The sequence below is a fragment of the Iningainema tapete BLCC-T55 genome, from assembly GCF_014698965.1.
GTDB classification, from domain to species: Bacteria; Cyanobacteriota; Cyanobacteriia; order Cyanobacteriales; family Nostocaceae; genus Iningainema; species Iningainema tapete.
The window spans coordinates 1-16,609 of sequence record NZ_JACXAE010000057.1 but is presented as its reverse complement, the minus strand read 5'-3'; the positions used below and the strand labels follow the sequence as shown (position 1 = coordinate 16,609).

Here is a 16,609-nt window from a genome sequence, read left to right as displayed (position 1 = left end):
GAGGGAGTGAGGGAGAAAGGGAGTTTGTGAGTGAGGGAGTTTGTGAGAGAAGATTCAAATTCTCCCCTGCCCCCCTACTCCCCTACTCCTGTGCTCCCCTGATCCTCTACTCCTCACACATTTTCCTTGGCTGGTGTAGCGATGCCACGTCTCACCAAACCTGCCTCAAGTTCCCTAATAAATTTAAAGTCTTCTTCCAGCAGAAATCCGCTTGAGCTTTCAGATATATCAACTGCCCCGTGTTTGTGTTCAAGGAAAGTAAATGCCTGCCTAAATTGACGTGGACCCGCTTCAATGGGAGAATCAAAGTGACAGGAAATAATTTGCCGAAAGTCCCAAGTGGCAACTTTGTCTGCCCAGTCAAGTACTTGTTTGGGTGCTTGGGGAAGAATGAGGGTTTGCAAAATCGGTGCGACAAAAGGACGCCCATGACTTCTGAGGGCATCGAATGAATACTTCCAGTTGTCTTTCCAGCGAAAGGGAAAGACACCGAAGTAAGCTTTTGGTGAATGATCCGGTGCTTTGAGCGCATCGCGAAACATCTGCCCCATTCCCACCATTTCCATTGCACTGGGACGAAAGTAAATGGCAAACAATGAGATGCGTTGCCATCCCTTACGACGGTTTGCTTGATTGTCCTCAATCGCCTCGAAGGCATTGTCTCTGGCGTGAAACAGTAAGGGGTACGGATCTAATTGGGCGATCGCCGGAGGATCTTCTGGCGCAGATAGTATAGAATCGGTGACGAGTAGGGTGTGCGATCGCTTATGGAGAAATGCCACTTCCGCAAAAGATCCCCTGCCAAGATTAATGTCTAGCACTGCGTAGTCAAAATCATCCGCGAAGGGAGCAAGGCTTGAGTCTTCTGGCAGCACCTGGGTTCGTTTTCGGGGAAAGCCAAGCCAACTCAACGGCAAGTTGAACGGGAAACTCCATTGGTTGGGAGCAACAAAAACCTGTGCGTTTGGAAAGCGTCTGGCAAAAGGACCAACAAAGACTTTGTGTTCCAAACCAGAACTAGTAGGTAGTATAATGTATTTAACATCACCGTGAACAGCCACTAATTCGTTAATGCTACGGATACACTCTGTCGTCGGAGCAACAGGTGCATATACGAAAAGACCACCAGTTGAAAGCTTGACAACCGTCATCCGAATTGGTGTAATGGTGTAAAGGATACCTTGAAGCTGATCAAATGTCCAGATAGTATCCTTTACTACTTCCCTACATAACGTGCGCCGTTTACCGTAAGGATAAAGTGGTAAAGAAGGCCAAAAATGCCATGACCAATCTCTTGGATCGGATAATTGCGGCTCTAACCCAGAATTATTTACTTGTGCGTTCATTCTTTTCTAGTTCAAAACTCTTTGTTAAAGTTGTACGTTCATGCTTACAATCATAAGTAAAAGAGATTTAATCAGCAGCACATAGATGAAAATCTGTACTATAAAAGCAACGCCAGAATGGCTTTCTACAGAATCGGTGCAGTATATCGCTGAATGTCTGGAGGCTTGTGAAGATGCGAGTATGCTGGCAGATTTACGTGCTATTTTCCCAAGGGAGGCTTTAACACAAGGAAGCCGATTTGTCAATATGAAACAGCGGGAGATGTTGAAAATCTGGTTGGATGATTTGAATCAGCAAGCGGCTTGATAGAAGGTGTGGCGGTGCAAACGCCAAAAAAAATTGTAATAATAGTAACAAATTCATGTAAACATAAACTTATATGCGCTTGCTTACTGTTATTGGAATGGGATTAGCGGTATCTCTGGGTTTAAACGCACCAGTCATGTCTCAACCCTCTGTGCAGCCAGCACAATCACCTGCCATTGCTCAGTCAAACTTAGGGCAATTAAAAATTAACCGTCGATTGTGGAATCAGCAAAGAATCTCTAACTATCGCTACATACTTACCAACAGTTGCTTCTGTATCCCCGATGCTAGAGGGCCAGTAGTCATCGAAGTACGTAACGGCATAACAACTTCTATCACGAATGCCGCCACTGGTCAACCAGTTAACCCAGATTTTTTCCAAAAATACGATACAATTCCTAAACTCTTTAATTTAACTAAGAAAGCAATTGTGGGAGGGGCATTTAGCGTTAATGTACAATACGACTCTACACTTGGCTACCCAACCCAAATTAACATTGATTACAACAGTCAAATTGCTGACGAGGAAATATATCTCTCAATTAAGGATCTACAGGAGATTCCATAGTTAAACTATCAAGAGTCAGCGCAAATACTGACGCTGTTGCAAGCATTTTCCTGACTACTTCCTTGTCAATGCCCAAGATTTCCAAGCAGCTTAACTGGTCTATTACGTTCAACATACTATACTCTACCACGCGGAAGCCTTGTTCATAGGCGAACTGCCGCGCGGCTTCTTGTGTTGCAAAATTATTATCTACTAAAGATCTGCCTGTTAGGTTTTTAGCTGTTTGTAATAATAGCTTCTGTAAATGTGGGTCATCTTGTAGCGATCGCGTTAAACTAGCTGTATCAATAAAGTCAGGGGTAATCCAAACACCGCCATAAGACTGAAGCATCTCGCGAACATTGGCACATACAAGTTGTTTTTCTGCCATACTGAGATGTGTCAGTAACCCCTCGCACAAAATCATCACTTGCTGTCCCGATTTTAGTGCAACAGCACTCTTCAAAAACTGACTGGGACGACTAGTAGCATCAATTTCGAGAAAGTGCAGATTAGGACGTTCCCCAACAAGTTGCTGAACTATTTGCTGTTTGCAACTAATCATCGCAGGCAAGTCACTTTCAATAAATGTGATATTTGGATTACCAGACATCAGCATACCACGCGGCAACAAACCGGATGCCAGTTCTAAAATCTGTGGTATTTGATATTGAGCCGTGAGTTGGTTGATAGCTTTATAGCGTGCTTCCACCCGTACTGTCAGCAAAACACTTTTGTCTTGATTTTGTGGTTCAGGTAGCTCTATTAATCCTTGTTCTACTAATTGTGCTAACTCTTGAGCATAAGGAATATCTGTAAACTGTCTAGCTTTGCTCACCATAAAAGCAGTGAGAATTATTTTGTCAAATTCAGTAGTTTGCCGTTTATTCATATTTAAATTGCAGGCGGATAAACACGGGGAATGAAAAAGCCATGAAATATCAATTTGCTAAATCATATAGTTTTTCGATGAGCAATTATATAGCTTTTAGGTTATAAATTGCTTCTGCATTTTATAACTTTAACTTAACTATTTACACAAAACTGATATGATTGATGCGTCTGTCCTTCCAGCAGACAATTGGGCGATCGCTCATATTTTGTGAACATCTAAACAAATTTTGTGGAGCAGTGTGCAGCGAATGACAACACCAACACCTCGTTTAATTCTGGAAACTTTACTTCCACATCTAAAAGTGGCAGCAGCCTATGCCCATCAAATTCAATCTCGTCTTACCGCACTTCCCGACAAACAAAGCGGAGATAACTTTTTTGCTGCGGCGCTAACTGATGCAGATTTATCGATTCAAAGTTTGGTGGAAGTAGTACTGCTGGGGACTTTTCCTGAGATTCGCTTTTATGGAGAAGAACACGAACAATCTCGCAATACTAAATATTTTCGTTCTATCGAACTTGGTTCACAAGACGATTACTTAGTTACACTTGATCCGATCGACGGTACAAGGTTTTATCTTGATGGACATTCTAATTATCAAATTATTCTAAGTGTTCTCAATGCAGATGATTTTGAAGCAGTACTTGCTATCTCCCCAGCGCAAAACATTTATTATTATGCATTAAGAAATGAAGGTGCTTTTAGCGGTACACTTGATATGAAATTAGAAGATTGCACCCCTTTACAAATAAAACCAGACACAAAAACTGTGTTGTTGGGATGGGGAATGAGTGAACTAGCACCAGCATTAAAAGAGCAATATAAAGTAATTGATGTCGCGACTGATTACTCAAGCGAGATTCAAATTCCTAATCTAAATGGTATTCTTAGTGGAGATTTGGCTGGAGCAGTGATAAAAGCGGCTAACTTCATTGACGGTGCGGCGCTCGCTTTTATCGCAAAAGAAGCTGGTTTGATTGTGACAACTCTGGATGGCTCAAACCTACCACCACTGAATACTTGTCAAGACTATAAACTACCTGGATTGATAGTAGCTACCGAGAGTGTACATCAACACCTACTCGGGGAGCATCCCACTTTTTATGAAGCGCGAGCAAAGATTAATCCATTAAGATAAGCGCAACGGTGAGCAAGAACTTGACCATAATTCTGGGTTTTCCAGATCAGGATTCATGCCAGGTAAAGGAGAGGGCATGGTACAACTTTATATAGGAAACAGTTTTATGTCTATAGTACAAAAGCTGTTTTATCAATGACCATAGTTCGGATAATTCTGACCACAAGCATCAGCTTCGCTACAATATGCAGGTGTCTATCAAGCAGCGTGTTGTCTACCCAGGTAAATCCAGACTATGAATAATCAACTTCAAGACTACGATCCCAGTGGCGTAGCTCAAATCAACGGTAACCTCCTAGCTTTGCCATTCAATTACGAGTCGGCAAACTTAATTGTCTTCGGCGTACCTTGGGAAGTCACTGTTTCCTATGGTGCAGGTACTGCCAAGGGACCACAGCGCATTCTAGATGCTTCGACTCAGTTGGATTTATTCGATTTCGATCATCCTGACGGATGGAAACAGGGAATTTTTATGGAGAAAATTCCCCTGGATATTTTAGAGAAAAACGAATATTATCGTGGCTTAGCGGCAAAAATTATTGAGCGACTAGAGCAAGGTAAACCGCTAACAGATTCACCAGATTTAACACAATTACTTACAGAAATTAATCAAGCATGTCTTCAGGTGAATCAATGGTTGTTTGAGCAGTGTAAGGAAGCAATTGATAATGGCAAACGAGTTGCTGTGATTGGTGGCGATCACAGTTCACCTTTAGGTTATTATCAAGCTTTGGCAACTCGTTACAGTAACTATGGCATTTTGCACATTGATGCACACGCAGATTTACGTGATGCTTACGAGGGATTTGAGTTTTCTCATGCGTCCATCATGTTTAATGCAATGAAACTACCACAAATTACTAAGTTGGTGCAAGTGGGTTTGCGTGATATTTCTCATGATGAAGTGCAAATGATTAACCAATCTAATGGTCGAATTGTAGCTTATTACGACCCAGCAATTAAACAAAAGTTATACTCGGGAACAACTTGGATTGATTTGTGCCGAGAAATTGTTAGTCATTTACCTGAGTATGTTTATATTAGCTTTGATATCGATGGGCTAGATCCAAAATACTGTGCGAGTACAGGTACTCCGGTTCCAGGTGGATTGGAATTGGAGCAAGCTTATATGCTGTTCCGTGAATTGATTAATAGCGATCGCCAAATTATTGGCTTTGATTTGTGTGAAGTTGGTGATGCTGAGTGGGATGGCAATGTTGGTGCTAGAATAGTTTACAAGCTGGCGAATTTGATGGATTTATCTCAGCAACGTTCATATGGTAAATAGACATCTACCGAATTTAATTGTGCGCAATCCTTGTAGAGACGTTTCATGAAACGTCTCTACAATATTCCATTTAACTGAAATGTTGGATAATCGCAGAGGCGAATTCAGAACACTTCAATGGTTCTACAGGTGGTTCCATCAACCGCGCTAAATCGTAGGTAACTTGACGGTTTTTGATCGCTTCCCCTAAACCCTTCTTAATTAAATCTGCTGCTTCAAGCCAACCAAGAAACTCTAGCATCATCACACCAGACAAAATTACCGAACCAGGATTAATTCTGTCTAACCCTGCATGTTTGGGTGCAGTACCGTGGGTAGCTTCAAAGATAGCACATTGATCGCCAATATTTGCTCCTGGTCCCATTCCCAATCCGCCGACAATTGCAGCTGCAGCATCAGATAAGTAATCCCCATTCAAGTTCATTGTCGCCAAGATAGAATACTCATCTGGGCGAGTTTGAATTTGTTGGAAAATGCTATCGGCGATGCGATCGTTCACCATCACCAAATCTTTCCACTTACCATTGCCATGACTGTCCCAAATTGAGTTAAGAACTGTTTCAACCTCCTTGACAATTTGAGCTTTTTTATCACTAGTCAATGCGTCAAATCCTGGATCAATCTGACGAGCGTTTTCTTCTAAACTGATATTCGGGTTATTCTCCTTGTTCGTCAAAATCCAAGATTCTCGTTCAGTAACGCAGTCGGCACGAAACTCAGAAGTTGCCAATTCGTAACCCCAATCCCGGAAAGCGCCTTCGGTGTACTTCATAATGTTGCCTTTATGTACCAAAGTCACCATTTGCTTATTTTTAAGGAGTTGCAAAGCGTGTTTGATTGCACGCCGCACCAGGCGTTGAGAACCGGTTTTACTGATGGGTTTGATGCCAATACCAGAATCTAGAGGTATTTGCTTTTTACCATGTTCTGGTGTAGCGGGGATCAGTTCTTTATTCAGGATGGAAATTAAACGTTCCCCTATTTCGCTACCTTGACGCCACTCAATTCCCAAATAAATATCTTCTGTATTTTCGCGGTAAACAATTACATCTAGTTTTTCTGGGTTTTTGTGAGGTGAGGGCGTACCAGCGTAGTAGCGGCAAGGACGCACGCAAGCATACAAGTCAAAAATTTGTCGCAGTGCTACATTAAGAGAACGAATTCCACCCCCGACAGGAGTGGTTAGAGGTCCTTTAATCGCAACACCATACTCTTTTATTGCCGTTAAAGTGTCTTGTGGTAAATACTGATATGTGCCGTATAAATCACAAGCTTCATCGCCAGCGTAAACTTTGAACCAGCTAATTTTCCGCTTTCCATTGTATGCTGTTGCTACGGCGGCATCAAGCACTTTTTGAGCGGCAGGCCAAATATCTATCCCTGTACCATCGCCACGAATAAAGGGGATAATCGGATTTTCCGGAACAATTGGTTCACCATTTTTGAAGGTGATTTTTGCTCCTGTTGTCGGTGGGGTAATTTTTTCGTACATTAAACACTCCTGATGGCTATGCCGCAGTAAATCTAAGCTTGAGACTTTCTACTCTAAGCTGATTCTTCTCTGAATGGATAGGCTAACAGATTTTGCCTTATATTATGACAACTGATCGAGTTATGAAGCGCAGAGTCTTATTTTCCCCTAGTGCAAAGCATAAGAGCGCGGTTTGCTGGAAATGGTCTTTGTTTTAGCCCCTGCACGCTCATTTTATGTACTCTTTGAATATACACTAGGATGCAAAAATATGAAACCATAGGTATGTAAGGAGTAGGTTTTGTGGGCAATTTGCTGTAAACTACTCTTCGCTATCAGTGATTGATCTTATATAACACTTGATAGCTAGTTGTTTCACCAATGTGTTCCACGAGTAACGGCATGACAGACCCGATGATTGTATCAAGCAATGTAACTGACATCGACTCTCTCCGCCTCCAGTTCGTCGCTGGGTCTGAAAAAGTACAGGAGCAGATTATACCACAGTTGGCAGTTCTTGGCAATGGCGGATTAGATATTTTGATGGAATTTTTACTGCAACGGCGTGAAGATCCAGCGACTTGGGTGGATGGCAAAGCTTACCAAGTCCTTTACAATTCTGATTCGCCAGCAGCTAAAGAATTTCTTCAAACTTATTTCCCCGATGGAATAGTACCGCTAAAATCAGAATGTGGCATTGACTACAGTCCTTTGCAACAGCTACTAGCAGCTGGTGACTTTCAAGCAAGCGATCGCATAACTTTGCAAAAAATGTGTGAACTAGCAGGACCAACTGCTGTACAAAGAAAATGGTTGTATTTTACCGAAGTGGAAAATTTCCCATCTGTAGACTTACAAACGATAAATGCCCTGTGGATAGTTCACTCGGAAGGGAAATTTGGCTTTTCAGTACAGCGAGACATCTGGTTAAGTTTGGGGAAAAACTGGGAAAATCTTTGGGAGAAAATTGGCTGGAAAAAAGGCAATAGCTGGACGCGATATCCTAACGAATTTACCTGGAATTTGGACGCCCCTAAAGGACACTTACCTCTTTCTAATCAACTGCGTGGGGTGCGAGTAATTGCTTCGATACTAGCTCACCCTGCATGGAGATAATGGCTAATGGCAAACGTTCGTCTAGAAAATATTCAGCGCCGATTTAACAATGTCACGGCGATAGAAGACATTTCTTTTGCTGTACCAGATGGAGAGTTTTGGGTTTTGGTCGGACCATCTGGTTGTGGTAAGTCTACTATTCTACGTACAATCGCTGGGTTGGAAACAGCTACTTCTGGCAATCTGTTCATTGGCGATCGCTTGGTTAATCATATCCCAGCACGGCAAAGGGATGTGGCGATGGTTTTCCAAAACTACGCTTTGTATCCCCACATGACGGTAGCTCAAAACATTGCTTTTGGCTTGCAAATGCGCAAAGTTGAGCAGAAGATAGTTCAAGAAAGGGTGGTGACGGTGGCGCGAGCGCTTTCTTTGGAACATTTACTGGAGAGGAAACCGAAACAACTTTCCGGTGGGCAGCAGCAACGGGTGGCTTTGGGGAGGGCGATTGCGCGTCAACCACAAGTGTTTTTACTTGATGAACCTTTGTCTAATTTGGATGCGCAATTGCGTGATGATACGCGGGCTGAGTTGAAGCAGTTACATCAAGAATTGGGTATTACGACTGTTTATGTCACTCACGATCAGGTTGAGGCGATGACTTTGGCTGATAAGATTGTGGTGCTTAATCAGGGGCGAATTCAACAAGTTGGTGAGCCACAGGTGATTTATGCTGAGCCTGCTAATCGGATGGTGGCAACTTTTTTGGGTAATCCACCGATGAATATTTTCTCGGCAAGGTTTACTGGTGATGGTTTTGATGTGGGTGGGCAGTTGTTGGTTTGTCCGGATGGTGTGCGTTCGGTTTTGCATCCGGTGGTTGGGCAGGGGTTTGATTTGGGGATTCGTCCTGAGTTTGTTTATGTGAATGAACCGCAGAGGCACAGAGGGCGCAGAGAAGAAGAGGTTGGGGAGTTGGTGGTTGAGGTGAAGGTGGTGGAACCTTTGGGTAGGGAGACTTTGATTCGTGGGAGTTTGCCGGGTTCGTCGGTGTTGTTGAATGTGTTTTCTGGGGCTGGTGTGTATCCTCATCCAGGCGAGCAGCTTTCTTTGGTGTTGGATATGGATCAGTTGTTTGTGTTTGATTGTGCTACTGGGGATAGATTGTTTCCGGTTTAGCCTAAGGGGGGTGTTACTATGGGGAGAAGTGCTTTGGAACCTATTTCTGAACTAACTGATGAGCAAGTTTTGGCTCTTACGGAACTGCAAATGGAACCAGATCAAGATGAGCGTTTGAGTAACTTGTTAAATCAGCAACAGTCAGGTATTTTTACTTCTGAAGATTACCAAGAATTGCAAGACTTGATGCAGATCTATAAAGAAGGACTATTGCGGAAAGCCACGGCATTAAACGAAGCAGTAAAACGTGGATTGATGGAGCCGCTAAGTTAGTGAGTTCTAGTTACATTTGCGAGGAAGTTCGCTTAAGAATTAGAACACAAGCTAAAAATCAATGTGGCTACTGTCGCAGTCTCCAGAAGTACGTGTTGGGGATTCTAGAAATTGAGCATATCATCCCAAAAGCGTTAGGTGGGACTGACGATATTTCAGTTTTGTAAAAATATTAGCAGAAAAAAACCGGGAAGTATTGACTTGAGTTTGTAGATTAGTGTATTCATCCACTAGGGTGAAGACGTAGCCAATTATCTCCAGTAAGTCTAAAGGATATGGTGTGACAAATCAGACTTTTGCTAATGGTTATGCTTTACTCATCGGCGTTGGTGCTGATTTGCCTGTCACGGTAAAAGATGCAACTGCCGTGCAAGATGTACTGCTAGATCCAAGTCGAGCTGCCTATCCACTAGAACAGGTTAAACTGCTAACCGAAAGCTCTGCAACACGGCAAGAGATTCTCAATGCTTTTGACCAGTTAATTGAACAGGTAAATCAAAATGAAGAAGCAAGGCTAGCACGTCTTGGTGATGAGTTAGATGAAATTGAAGAGTTACTGCAGTAGTTAAGGTAAAAAAAATTACGGATGTCCTCAGTTCGGCACTTACAGTATAGACGGGAAGAACTTCAGGAACAGTACAATCTGCTTAGAGAAAAGATACGGCGGTTGCGGGTTGACTCTGCCATTCAAGCAGGTACTTTGGTGGCTTATCAACTAGAGAAGGAGATTGAGCGATTTGAGGTAGAGCGCGATCGCCTACAGCAAGAGATTACGAGTATCGAGAGGTCTTTAGAGAGCGAACGAATACACAGTGAACTGTTTCGCCTGAACTATGTAGAGCAGGTGCGGCTATTCCGAGAATTTATAGAACAAAAGCGAGTAGGAGCTTTCCTAGTACATGGCTTGCCAGAACACGGTCAAATCTTTCTGCTCAAGCGTTTGTTACACGCAATTCCTGACAGTACCGTTGTGCTAATTGATGAAATTGATAAGGCTGACATTGACTTTCCCAATGACCTGCTGTTAGAACTTGATGAGAAACGCTTTGAAGTGGCAGAGGTAAAACAAAGCAGTCCCATTAAAAGAATCCAAGCAAAAGCTACGCCAATCGTCATCATTACCAGTAATGATGAGAAAGACTTGCCAGATGCTTTCCTGCGCCGATGTTTGTTTCACTACGTTAAATTTCCGGAGCGTCAGCAGTTGATAGAGATTGTTAAAGCTCACTTCCCAACTTCGCCTTTGGAATTGGTGGACGCAATTATTGAGCGCTTTTTGGCACTGCGCGAAGAAATGCGACGGGATAAGGGCGAAGCAGGCAAGAAAGTCAGTACCAGTGAACTGATGGACTGGGTACGGATTCTCCGCCATCATGACGATGACGAAATTCTTACCAAGTTAAAAACCGAACTCCTGTACCCAGGAGTTTTACTCAAGAGTTGGGATGATTACCGCCGCTATGCAGAGCAGACGCGATCGCAATCGAGAGCATGAACATGGCAGAAATCCACGAAGAACTACCACTGCTTGACCTTTTCACTCAGCTTAGAGAAGCAGGTTTACCTCTGGGAATTGATGAGTATCGCTTGGTTCTTAGAGCTTTGCAGCAGGGATTTGGTACAACCGATCAAGAAGCTTTGGCTGACTTGTGCCGGACTTTGTGGGTCAAATCGAAGGATGACGAACACTTGTTTAACTATCACTTTGAGCAGGTAATTAAAACTACTCGTCCTCTAACCACTTTTACTGCTTTGGAGAAAAGAGAACCAGAAGCCTTTTCTCCTTCCTACTCAGGTGAGCGAGCAGGATTTGAAGTTAATCAACCACTTGAACCACTTAAAAATACGCCTGCTTCCGTAGCTATATCATCGGAACTGATGGAGCTAGAAGATGAGATGCAAGTTGCTAAAGCAGTACAAATTGCTACCCAACAGCATGAGGATATTGCTGTTAATCGTTTCACGCAATCTGATGAGTATTTTCCAGTGACTCGGCGGCAGATGAAACTGGCTCAATCCTATGGCAATCATAGCGATGGTTTGGGACAACGGCTGATGAGATTGCCCGTTTTGTGCCGATGTTTGAGGTTAGTCGTCAGGGTTTGGATGGGGCAATTGATGTGTTGCGGGGACGAGGAAGCATTGCACAATTATAGTAGATGGCAGCGAATCAGTGATGGATGAAACTACAATGTTCGCAAGTGAGGAAAAAAGCAGATGGCATACAGTGATTTTACTCTTGCTAAAGCTAAAAATGCATTTGGCTTAACTTTGGATGAAACTCACAATTTGTTTGGCAACGTAGCAGGAGTGCAGCCCTCTGACTTACTAAAGCAGGTGCTGGATGAAAATCTCTCTTTGGCAACTGCCATTAATAGCGAAAAAGCCCGTTCTGAGTTTATCATTGCTCCTATTCTGTCTGAGGTGAGGCGACAGTTGGATTATCGGATTAGCTTGTTTTCAGGCACAGATTTCAATGTTGACTCTGCACAAGGACTTTCCGGTTTTTGTGATTTCATTCTCAGCGCATCTAGTGAGCAATATTTTATCAGCGCTCCCGTAGTAACAGTAATTGAAGCGAAAAACGAGAATATCATTGCAGGGCTGGGGCAATGCACTGCCACAATGGTAGCTGCTCAGATATTTAACCAAAGGGCAGGAAATGATATTGAAGTCATTTATGGAGCGGTAACAACTGGAACCGCTTGGAGATTTTTGACTTTAGAACAGAGTACTGTCTGTATCGACTCTATTGAATATTATATCAAAGAAGTCGGTAAAATTCTAGGAATTTTACTACAGCCCTTCCAGCGTTCGTTGTCTAAAACCCTAGTTTAGAGAAGCACATGAAGCCAGAAGTCGCCACTCATCGTATTGAAGCTTTTGGTCAACGCTTTGGGCAAGCGCACCTCTACTTAGCTTATCATGCTGCTTTTCCTTTAGCGCTCACGCCAGATTTGCTTTATCGGCTGTGGGCGAATTTCCAGCTTGATATAAACGGTGAAGTCCTGAATATTCCCTGGATGGCTGTAGCAGATTTGCTGCTTTCTAGCCTTTGTGATGAGGTGGGGCATGAACTTTACGAAATGGATAAGGCGGTGCGAAATGCTCTGCTTAGTGAGTTGAAGGCGAATCCTCGCTTTGGCAAAAAGCGGATTCATGAACTGTCAGATTTTTTACTTGCTTATGTAAGGCAACAACTTGAAAGCCACGATCCGGATATTCGTGATTTTGCTCAGGCTCAGAGGTGGACAGTGCTAGCGTATACAGGACCAAGTGAGGCAGCGCATGAACTAGCACTAGCCCTTTCAAAGTTAAAACTGGAGGATAAAGCAGAGTGGATTCGCATGGCATCCCTGATAGAAACTTTTGCAGAGCCTCTGCAAGAATTTCAGCCGCTACTCATTTACGCTCGTGGCATGGCGAATTTCATTCGTGGAAACCAGCAAAGCGCAACAGACCAGATTACAAGTTTACTAGCAAACCAAAAGACTCGATTACAGATTGCCGGAGTAAATTTGTCAATTCCTGAGCAGATAGCGAGTTCAGATGAAGAAGTTAGCCCTATGAATCAATTTTCTACTAACCAGCCATCTTCGGAATTCTCCACAACTGCTCGCATCCTGATTGTGGATGATCGTTATGAAAACTGCCTTGCTCTTCAGGCGATTATGGAACGAGAGGGTTACCAAGTTGAAATCGCACAAAGTGGTAGTTCTGCACTATCTGTAATTGAAGCTTTTGCTCCAGAGATAATATTGCTTGAGTTGATAATGTCAGGAATGGATGGCTACGAAGTAACTAGGCTCATCCGGCAAAACACCGCATTGCCATTTATCCCAATTCTCCTAATTACTGCCCATGACTCACCTAACGTCGCTCGAGGATTTGACTTGGGTGCTAATGATTTTATCCGTAAACCTGTAACAGTAGATGAATTGCTGGCAAGAGTGAGAGCGCTTCTAAGACTTAAACGAACCATAGACGAACATGATGCAAAAGCTAAAAACAGCAATGTTCTGGCTCGTGAGGGATTGCAAATCACTGCAAACCAAGAGTTCCAAACGGAATCTACCTCAGATCAACCTAAAGCGAAACTGGAAGTTTTCAATCTTATTGAAAGAACTCTACTTGATACTTGGGAAACAACAGGTTTTGGTTCACTAACTATCAATAGTGAAGGGTTAAAGAAAGACCAATTCAGCGTTATTGTTCAAGGAAACCCCACTAATCGCTTTTTCATAGACTCTAAGCAGGTAGAACAATGGAAGTTACAAGAGATATCACAAACTTCTTTGAATTCTATTGATACAGTTTTTAGTCAAATTAAAGATATACTGTTTAATATCTGGACGACAACCGGCTATGGTTCACTAACTATCGACAGTAAAAAGATCAAACAAGACGAAATTAGAGTTATTATCCAAGGAACACCCTCTTACCGCTTTATTATTAACTCCAAACAGTTGCAAAAATGGAAATTAGGAAAAACCTATAACTAATTCTTTAATAACTTGCTGGCGAAATTTTTAACAACTTTACTTGAAACGACTTAAATCAATTCAACATCTAAAGTAGTATGTAATCAATGTTATTAGTTTGTAGTAAAGGCTTTAGCCTTGAAAACCCTTGCCTGAGCGCTTCAGCGCTCACTACGAACTTGAGATTTCTCGTTCCTAAGATAAAACCTTGTTCCTCGCACCAACATAAAATCTCAGGATCTAGAGTTCCCTTTAGTGGCGCATCTAAATCACCTACCATCCAAACAATTAAATCTGGTTGACAAAGTAGTAACTGCTCGTGAAAAGTAAGCGGCAAATTTTCGTCCAGCAAATATCGGATGGACATTAGTTACTCACTGACTTTGCTTGCTACTGTTCCTTATTTCCTACCTACGCTTGCGCCTGCTCACCTTGTAACAGTCGCAGTCTTCAAAAGTACATGTTGGGGATTCTGCAGATTGAGCATATTACCCCAAAAGCGTTAAACAAACAAGCCTAAAACCCTTGTAAAGAGTAGGTTTTGGAAGTGTGTTCACCCTTGGGTTGACAGCGTTAGCGCAGGTGTTAACACAAGGGTACTAAGGTACAGTTCTGATATACCCTTGAAAACATATGTTTTTGAGTACATAATTAATGAACTGGGTTGTCAAATTTCATGCGGACTTTGAACCAGAATTTGATGCTCTGCCTGAAGAAGTACAAGATAAGTTATATGCTCGTATAACTTTATTGGAAACTTTCGGTTCTGAGCTAGGGCGACCACACGTTGACACACTTAATGGTTCACAGTACACCAACATGAAGGAATTACGGTTGAAAGCAGCAGATGGTGTTTGGATGGTTGCCTTTGCATTCGACCCAAAACGATGTGCGATATTGCTAGTAGCTGGTGATAAATCTGGTAAGAGTGAAAGCCATTTTTACAAACAACTCATTAAAAAAGCTGACACCCGGTTTGAGATGCATTTAGCTCAACTGAAGGAAAACTGAGGATAACTATGGGTACAACTTTGAGGGAAAAACTAAAACAATTACCACCAGAGCGTCGTAAAAAAATTGAAGAAGAATCTGCCTTCCTCATAGCAGAGGAAATGACTCGGCAGCAACTTAGGCAAGCGCTCAAACTCACTCAAGAGCAGATAGCAGAACTTCTTCAAATTGATCAAGGAAATGTTTCTCGACTTGAGCAACGTACTGATTTAATGCTTTCAACTTTGCGGAAGTACATCGCCGCAATGGGTGGTGAGTTGCGGCTTGTTGTCGAGTTTCCTAATCAACCACCTATTACTCTGGTAGGCATTTCGGAAATTGAGGAACCGGAAGAAATATCGCTCACTACAAGAGATTAAATTAGCAGAACTGACTAAACTTTATGAAAAACGCTCTAAAATTATTGTTTTAGAAGATGTCAAAGATGAACTTGAGGAATTGAATAGAAAAATTTGTACTTTAGAGAGGGAAGTTTTGACTGAATATAGCAACCAGCACCGAACAGTGACTCACGCTCAAAGTCTACAGGGGTATGTAATCGATGCGATCGCGATAATCATCATCTTTTGAGACTGCGGCAATTAAAACCAAATCATTAATCACCTGACCGATTGTTGCCTTTCTACGTAGTACCAAAATCCCAGGTATATGGCGATTTGCTGCTAAATGTGCTGCCAAATGTACAGGCATTGAACGGCGATTTCTCGTTACTAAGATAAAATCTTTTTCCTCGCACCAACATAAAATTTCCGGATCTAGAGTTCCCTTTGGTGGCGCATCTGGATCACCAACCATCCAAACAATTAAATCTGGTTGACAACGTAGCAATTGCTCCTGAAAAGTAGGCGGCAAATTTTCGTCCAGTAAGTATTGGATAGACATTAGTTACTAACTGACGTTGCTTGCTGCTGTTCCTTTAACTGGCGTAATCGGATGACTACAGGTGAAGGATTTTTATCGTAATCTTCTTCAGCTTTAATTGTGTAATCTAGCCAAGACGCCATGTACTTTCCTACCGCTTCTCGATTATGTAAATAGTACAGAATTGTCGCATAAACTTGCTCCAGCGTAACTGTGTAAAACTCCTTGGCAATTTCTTCTGGAGCTTTAGCACCATAAATGTATTCATCCAGAATATGCTCAATGCCAATCCGCGTTCCCTGAATCCGGATGTCATCAGCAGCGAGAAATTCAAAGTAGTCTTCTAGTCGCATCTGTACACCTACTAAGTTGATTCTATTATGGCAAATTACCGTAGAAAAAGATGTCATATAGGGTGCTGGTAGCGTTGATTAAAAACTCAGCTATGTGCGTAGTGTTTCCCCACATGCCATAAACAATCTATTCTCTCGTTATCAGATGCCTATACCTGAGGAGTGGGAGGCAGCAGCCCGCCTGAATTCATTCCTATGCTGAGCATGGGAACGAGATCATGCTGAGCATGGGAACGAGACTGTGCATGAGAACGAGAGCGTGCGGATGATCCGTGTTTTTACTACTGCTAGTAAGAGCAATTAGTGACGAGAATATAAGAAGTCAAGGGTCTTCAGAATTAATGGTGATGAATTTTTTTAATATAAAACAGGACTGACTAGTTTAAACAAGCTAAAATTTATC

General features: G+C 42.4%; 22 protein-coding genes. 15 read left to right on the top strand and 7 right to left on the bottom strand.

The features are described 5' to 3' along the window. Positions 1-113: 113 nt before the first annotated feature. Positions 114-1,346 carry a DUF4336 domain-containing protein gene (locus ICL16_RS16375; protein ID WP_190829610.1) on the bottom strand — a complete coding sequence of 411 codons (1,233 nt, stop codon included), beginning with the start codon at positions 1,344-1,346 and terminating at the stop codon, positions 114-116. 85 nt (positions 1,347-1,431) lie between these two features. Here ICL16_RS16375 and ICL16_RS16370 point away from each other — a divergent pair, with 85 nt between their 5' ends. Both ICL16_RS16370 and ICL16_RS16365 read left to right on the top strand, forming a co-directional pair. Beyond that, positions 1,432-1,653, top strand: coding sequence for a hypothetical protein (locus ICL16_RS16370; RefSeq protein WP_190829607.1), 222 nt, complete (start codon positions 1,432-1,434; stop codon positions 1,651-1,653). Positions 1,654-1,726: 73 nt separating this feature from the next. After that, positions 1,727-2,221 (top strand): DUF6174 domain-containing protein, encoded by a 495-nt coding sequence (locus ICL16_RS16365; protein WP_190829605.1) that lies wholly within the window; start codon positions 1,727-1,729, stop codon positions 2,219-2,221. On the opposite strand, the gene ICL16_RS16360 is transcribed toward ICL16_RS16365, so the two are convergent. Then, positions 2,196-3,092, bottom strand: coding sequence for a class I SAM-dependent methyltransferase (locus tag ICL16_RS16360; protein ID WP_190829603.1), 897 nt, complete (start codon positions 3,090-3,092; stop codon positions 2,196-2,198). The genes ICL16_RS16365 and ICL16_RS16360 overlap by 26 nt on opposite strands. A gap of 250 nt (positions 3,093-3,342) precedes the next feature. On the opposite strand from ICL16_RS16360, the gene ICL16_RS16355 reads away from it, so the two are divergent. After that, complete coding sequence (locus ICL16_RS16355; RefSeq protein ID WP_190829601.1) at positions 3,343-4,233, top strand: inositol monophosphatase family protein; 891 nt, start codon at positions 3,343-3,345, stop codon at positions 4,231-4,233. Here the strand turns inward: ICL16_RS16355 and ICL16_RS47715 are convergent. Beyond that, positions 4,225-4,311 (bottom strand): DUF4058 family protein, encoded by an 87-nt coding sequence (locus tag ICL16_RS47715; protein ID WP_190829801.1) that lies wholly within the window; start codon positions 4,309-4,311, stop codon positions 4,225-4,227. The two genes, ICL16_RS16355 and ICL16_RS47715, sit on opposite strands and share 9 nt — an antisense overlap. A 157-nt stretch (positions 4,312-4,468) precedes the next feature. Here ICL16_RS47715 and speB point away from each other — a divergent pair, with 157 nt between their 5' ends. After that, positions 4,469-5,521: an agmatinase SpeB gene (gene speB / locus ICL16_RS16345; RefSeq protein WP_190829599.1), complete on the top strand. Its 1,053-nt coding sequence runs from the start codon at positions 4,469-4,471 to the stop codon at positions 5,519-5,521. A 70-nt stretch (positions 5,522-5,591) separates the two neighbouring features. On the opposite strand, the gene ICL16_RS16340 is transcribed toward speB, so the two are convergent. Continuing rightward, entirely contained in the window at positions 5,592-7,013 is a 1,422-nt protein-coding gene (locus ICL16_RS16340) for an NADP-dependent isocitrate dehydrogenase (RefSeq protein ID WP_190829597.1), read from the bottom strand. Between the two features lie 381 nt (positions 7,014-7,394). Here ICL16_RS16340 and ICL16_RS16335 point away from each other — a divergent pair, with 381 nt between their 5' ends. From ICL16_RS16335 to ICL16_RS47275, 9 genes are all read left to right on the top strand, one after another. Continuing rightward, a complete protein-coding gene (locus ICL16_RS16335) occupies positions 7,395-8,108 on the top strand; it encodes a GUN4 domain-containing protein (RefSeq protein ID WP_190829595.1) in 714 nt (237 codons plus the stop codon). A gap of 6 nt (positions 8,109-8,114) precedes the next feature. After that, on the top strand, positions 8,115-9,227 hold the full coding sequence (locus tag ICL16_RS16330) for an ABC transporter ATP-binding protein (RefSeq protein WP_190829593.1): 1,113 nt from the start codon (positions 8,115-8,117) through the stop codon (positions 9,225-9,227). A 33-nt stretch (positions 9,228-9,260) separates the two neighbouring features. Next, positions 9,261-9,500, top strand: a complete 240-nt coding sequence (locus ICL16_RS16325) for a hypothetical protein (RefSeq protein ID WP_190829591.1) — start codon at positions 9,261-9,263, stop codon at positions 9,498-9,500. Further along, positions 9,500-9,667 (top strand): HNH endonuclease, encoded by a 168-nt coding sequence (locus ICL16_RS47280; RefSeq protein ID WP_337907033.1) that lies wholly within the window; start codon positions 9,500-9,502, stop codon positions 9,665-9,667. Before ICL16_RS16325 ends, ICL16_RS47280 begins: the two co-directional genes overlap by 1 nt. A gap of 113 nt (positions 9,668-9,780) precedes the next feature. Continuing rightward, positions 9,781-10,065, top strand: a complete 285-nt coding sequence (locus ICL16_RS16315; protein WP_190829589.1) for a hypothetical protein — start codon at positions 9,781-9,783, stop codon at positions 10,063-10,065. Positions 10,066-10,086: 21 nt separating this feature from the next. Further along, entirely contained in the window at positions 10,087-10,995 is a 909-nt protein-coding gene (locus ICL16_RS16310; protein WP_190829587.1) for an AAA family ATPase, read from the top strand. A 2-nt stretch (positions 10,996-10,997) separates the two neighbouring features. Then, the gene (locus ICL16_RS16305) at positions 10,998-11,684 is read left to right on the top strand and encodes a hypothetical protein (RefSeq protein WP_190829585.1); all 687 of its coding nucleotides are present in this window, start codon (positions 10,998-11,000) and stop codon (positions 11,682-11,684) included. Between the two features lie 33 nt (positions 11,685-11,717). After that, positions 11,718-12,338, top strand: coding sequence for a hypothetical protein (locus tag ICL16_RS16300; RefSeq protein ID WP_190829582.1), 621 nt, complete (start codon positions 11,718-11,720; stop codon positions 12,336-12,338). An 8-nt stretch (positions 12,339-12,346) separates the two neighbouring features. Beyond that, positions 12,347-14,002, top strand: a complete 1,656-nt coding sequence (locus tag ICL16_RS47275) for a response regulator (RefSeq protein ID WP_337907032.1) — start codon at positions 12,347-12,349, stop codon at positions 14,000-14,002. Positions 14,003-14,069: 67 nt separating this feature from the next. Here ICL16_RS47275 and ICL16_RS16290 read toward each other — a convergent pair whose 3' ends face one another. Continuing rightward, a complete protein-coding gene (locus ICL16_RS16290) occupies positions 14,070-14,348 on the bottom strand; it encodes a DUF5615 family PIN-like protein (protein WP_190829580.1) in 279 nt (92 codons plus the stop codon). 287 nt (positions 14,349-14,635) lie between these two features. Between ICL16_RS16290 and ICL16_RS16285 the strand changes: the two genes are divergently transcribed. Continuing rightward, a complete protein-coding gene (locus ICL16_RS16285) occupies positions 14,636-14,992 on the top strand; it encodes a type II toxin-antitoxin system RelE/ParE family toxin (RefSeq protein WP_190829578.1) in 357 nt (118 codons plus the stop codon). A gap of 8 nt (positions 14,993-15,000) precedes the next feature. After that, positions 15,001-15,351, top strand: a complete 351-nt coding sequence (locus ICL16_RS16280) for a helix-turn-helix domain-containing protein (protein WP_190829576.1) — start codon at positions 15,001-15,003, stop codon at positions 15,349-15,351. 163 nt (positions 15,352-15,514) lie between these two features. Here ICL16_RS16280 and ICL16_RS16275 read toward each other — a convergent pair whose 3' ends face one another. Further along, entirely contained in the window at positions 15,515-15,874 is a 360-nt protein-coding gene (locus ICL16_RS16275; protein WP_190829574.1) for a DUF5615 family PIN-like protein, read from the bottom strand. Then, entirely contained in the window at positions 15,874-16,263 is a 390-nt protein-coding gene (locus tag ICL16_RS16270; RefSeq protein WP_238360801.1) for a DUF433 domain-containing protein, read from the bottom strand. The genes ICL16_RS16275 and ICL16_RS16270 overlap by 1 nt, the downstream gene beginning before the upstream one ends. Between the last annotated feature and the right edge of the window lie 346 nt (positions 16,264-16,609).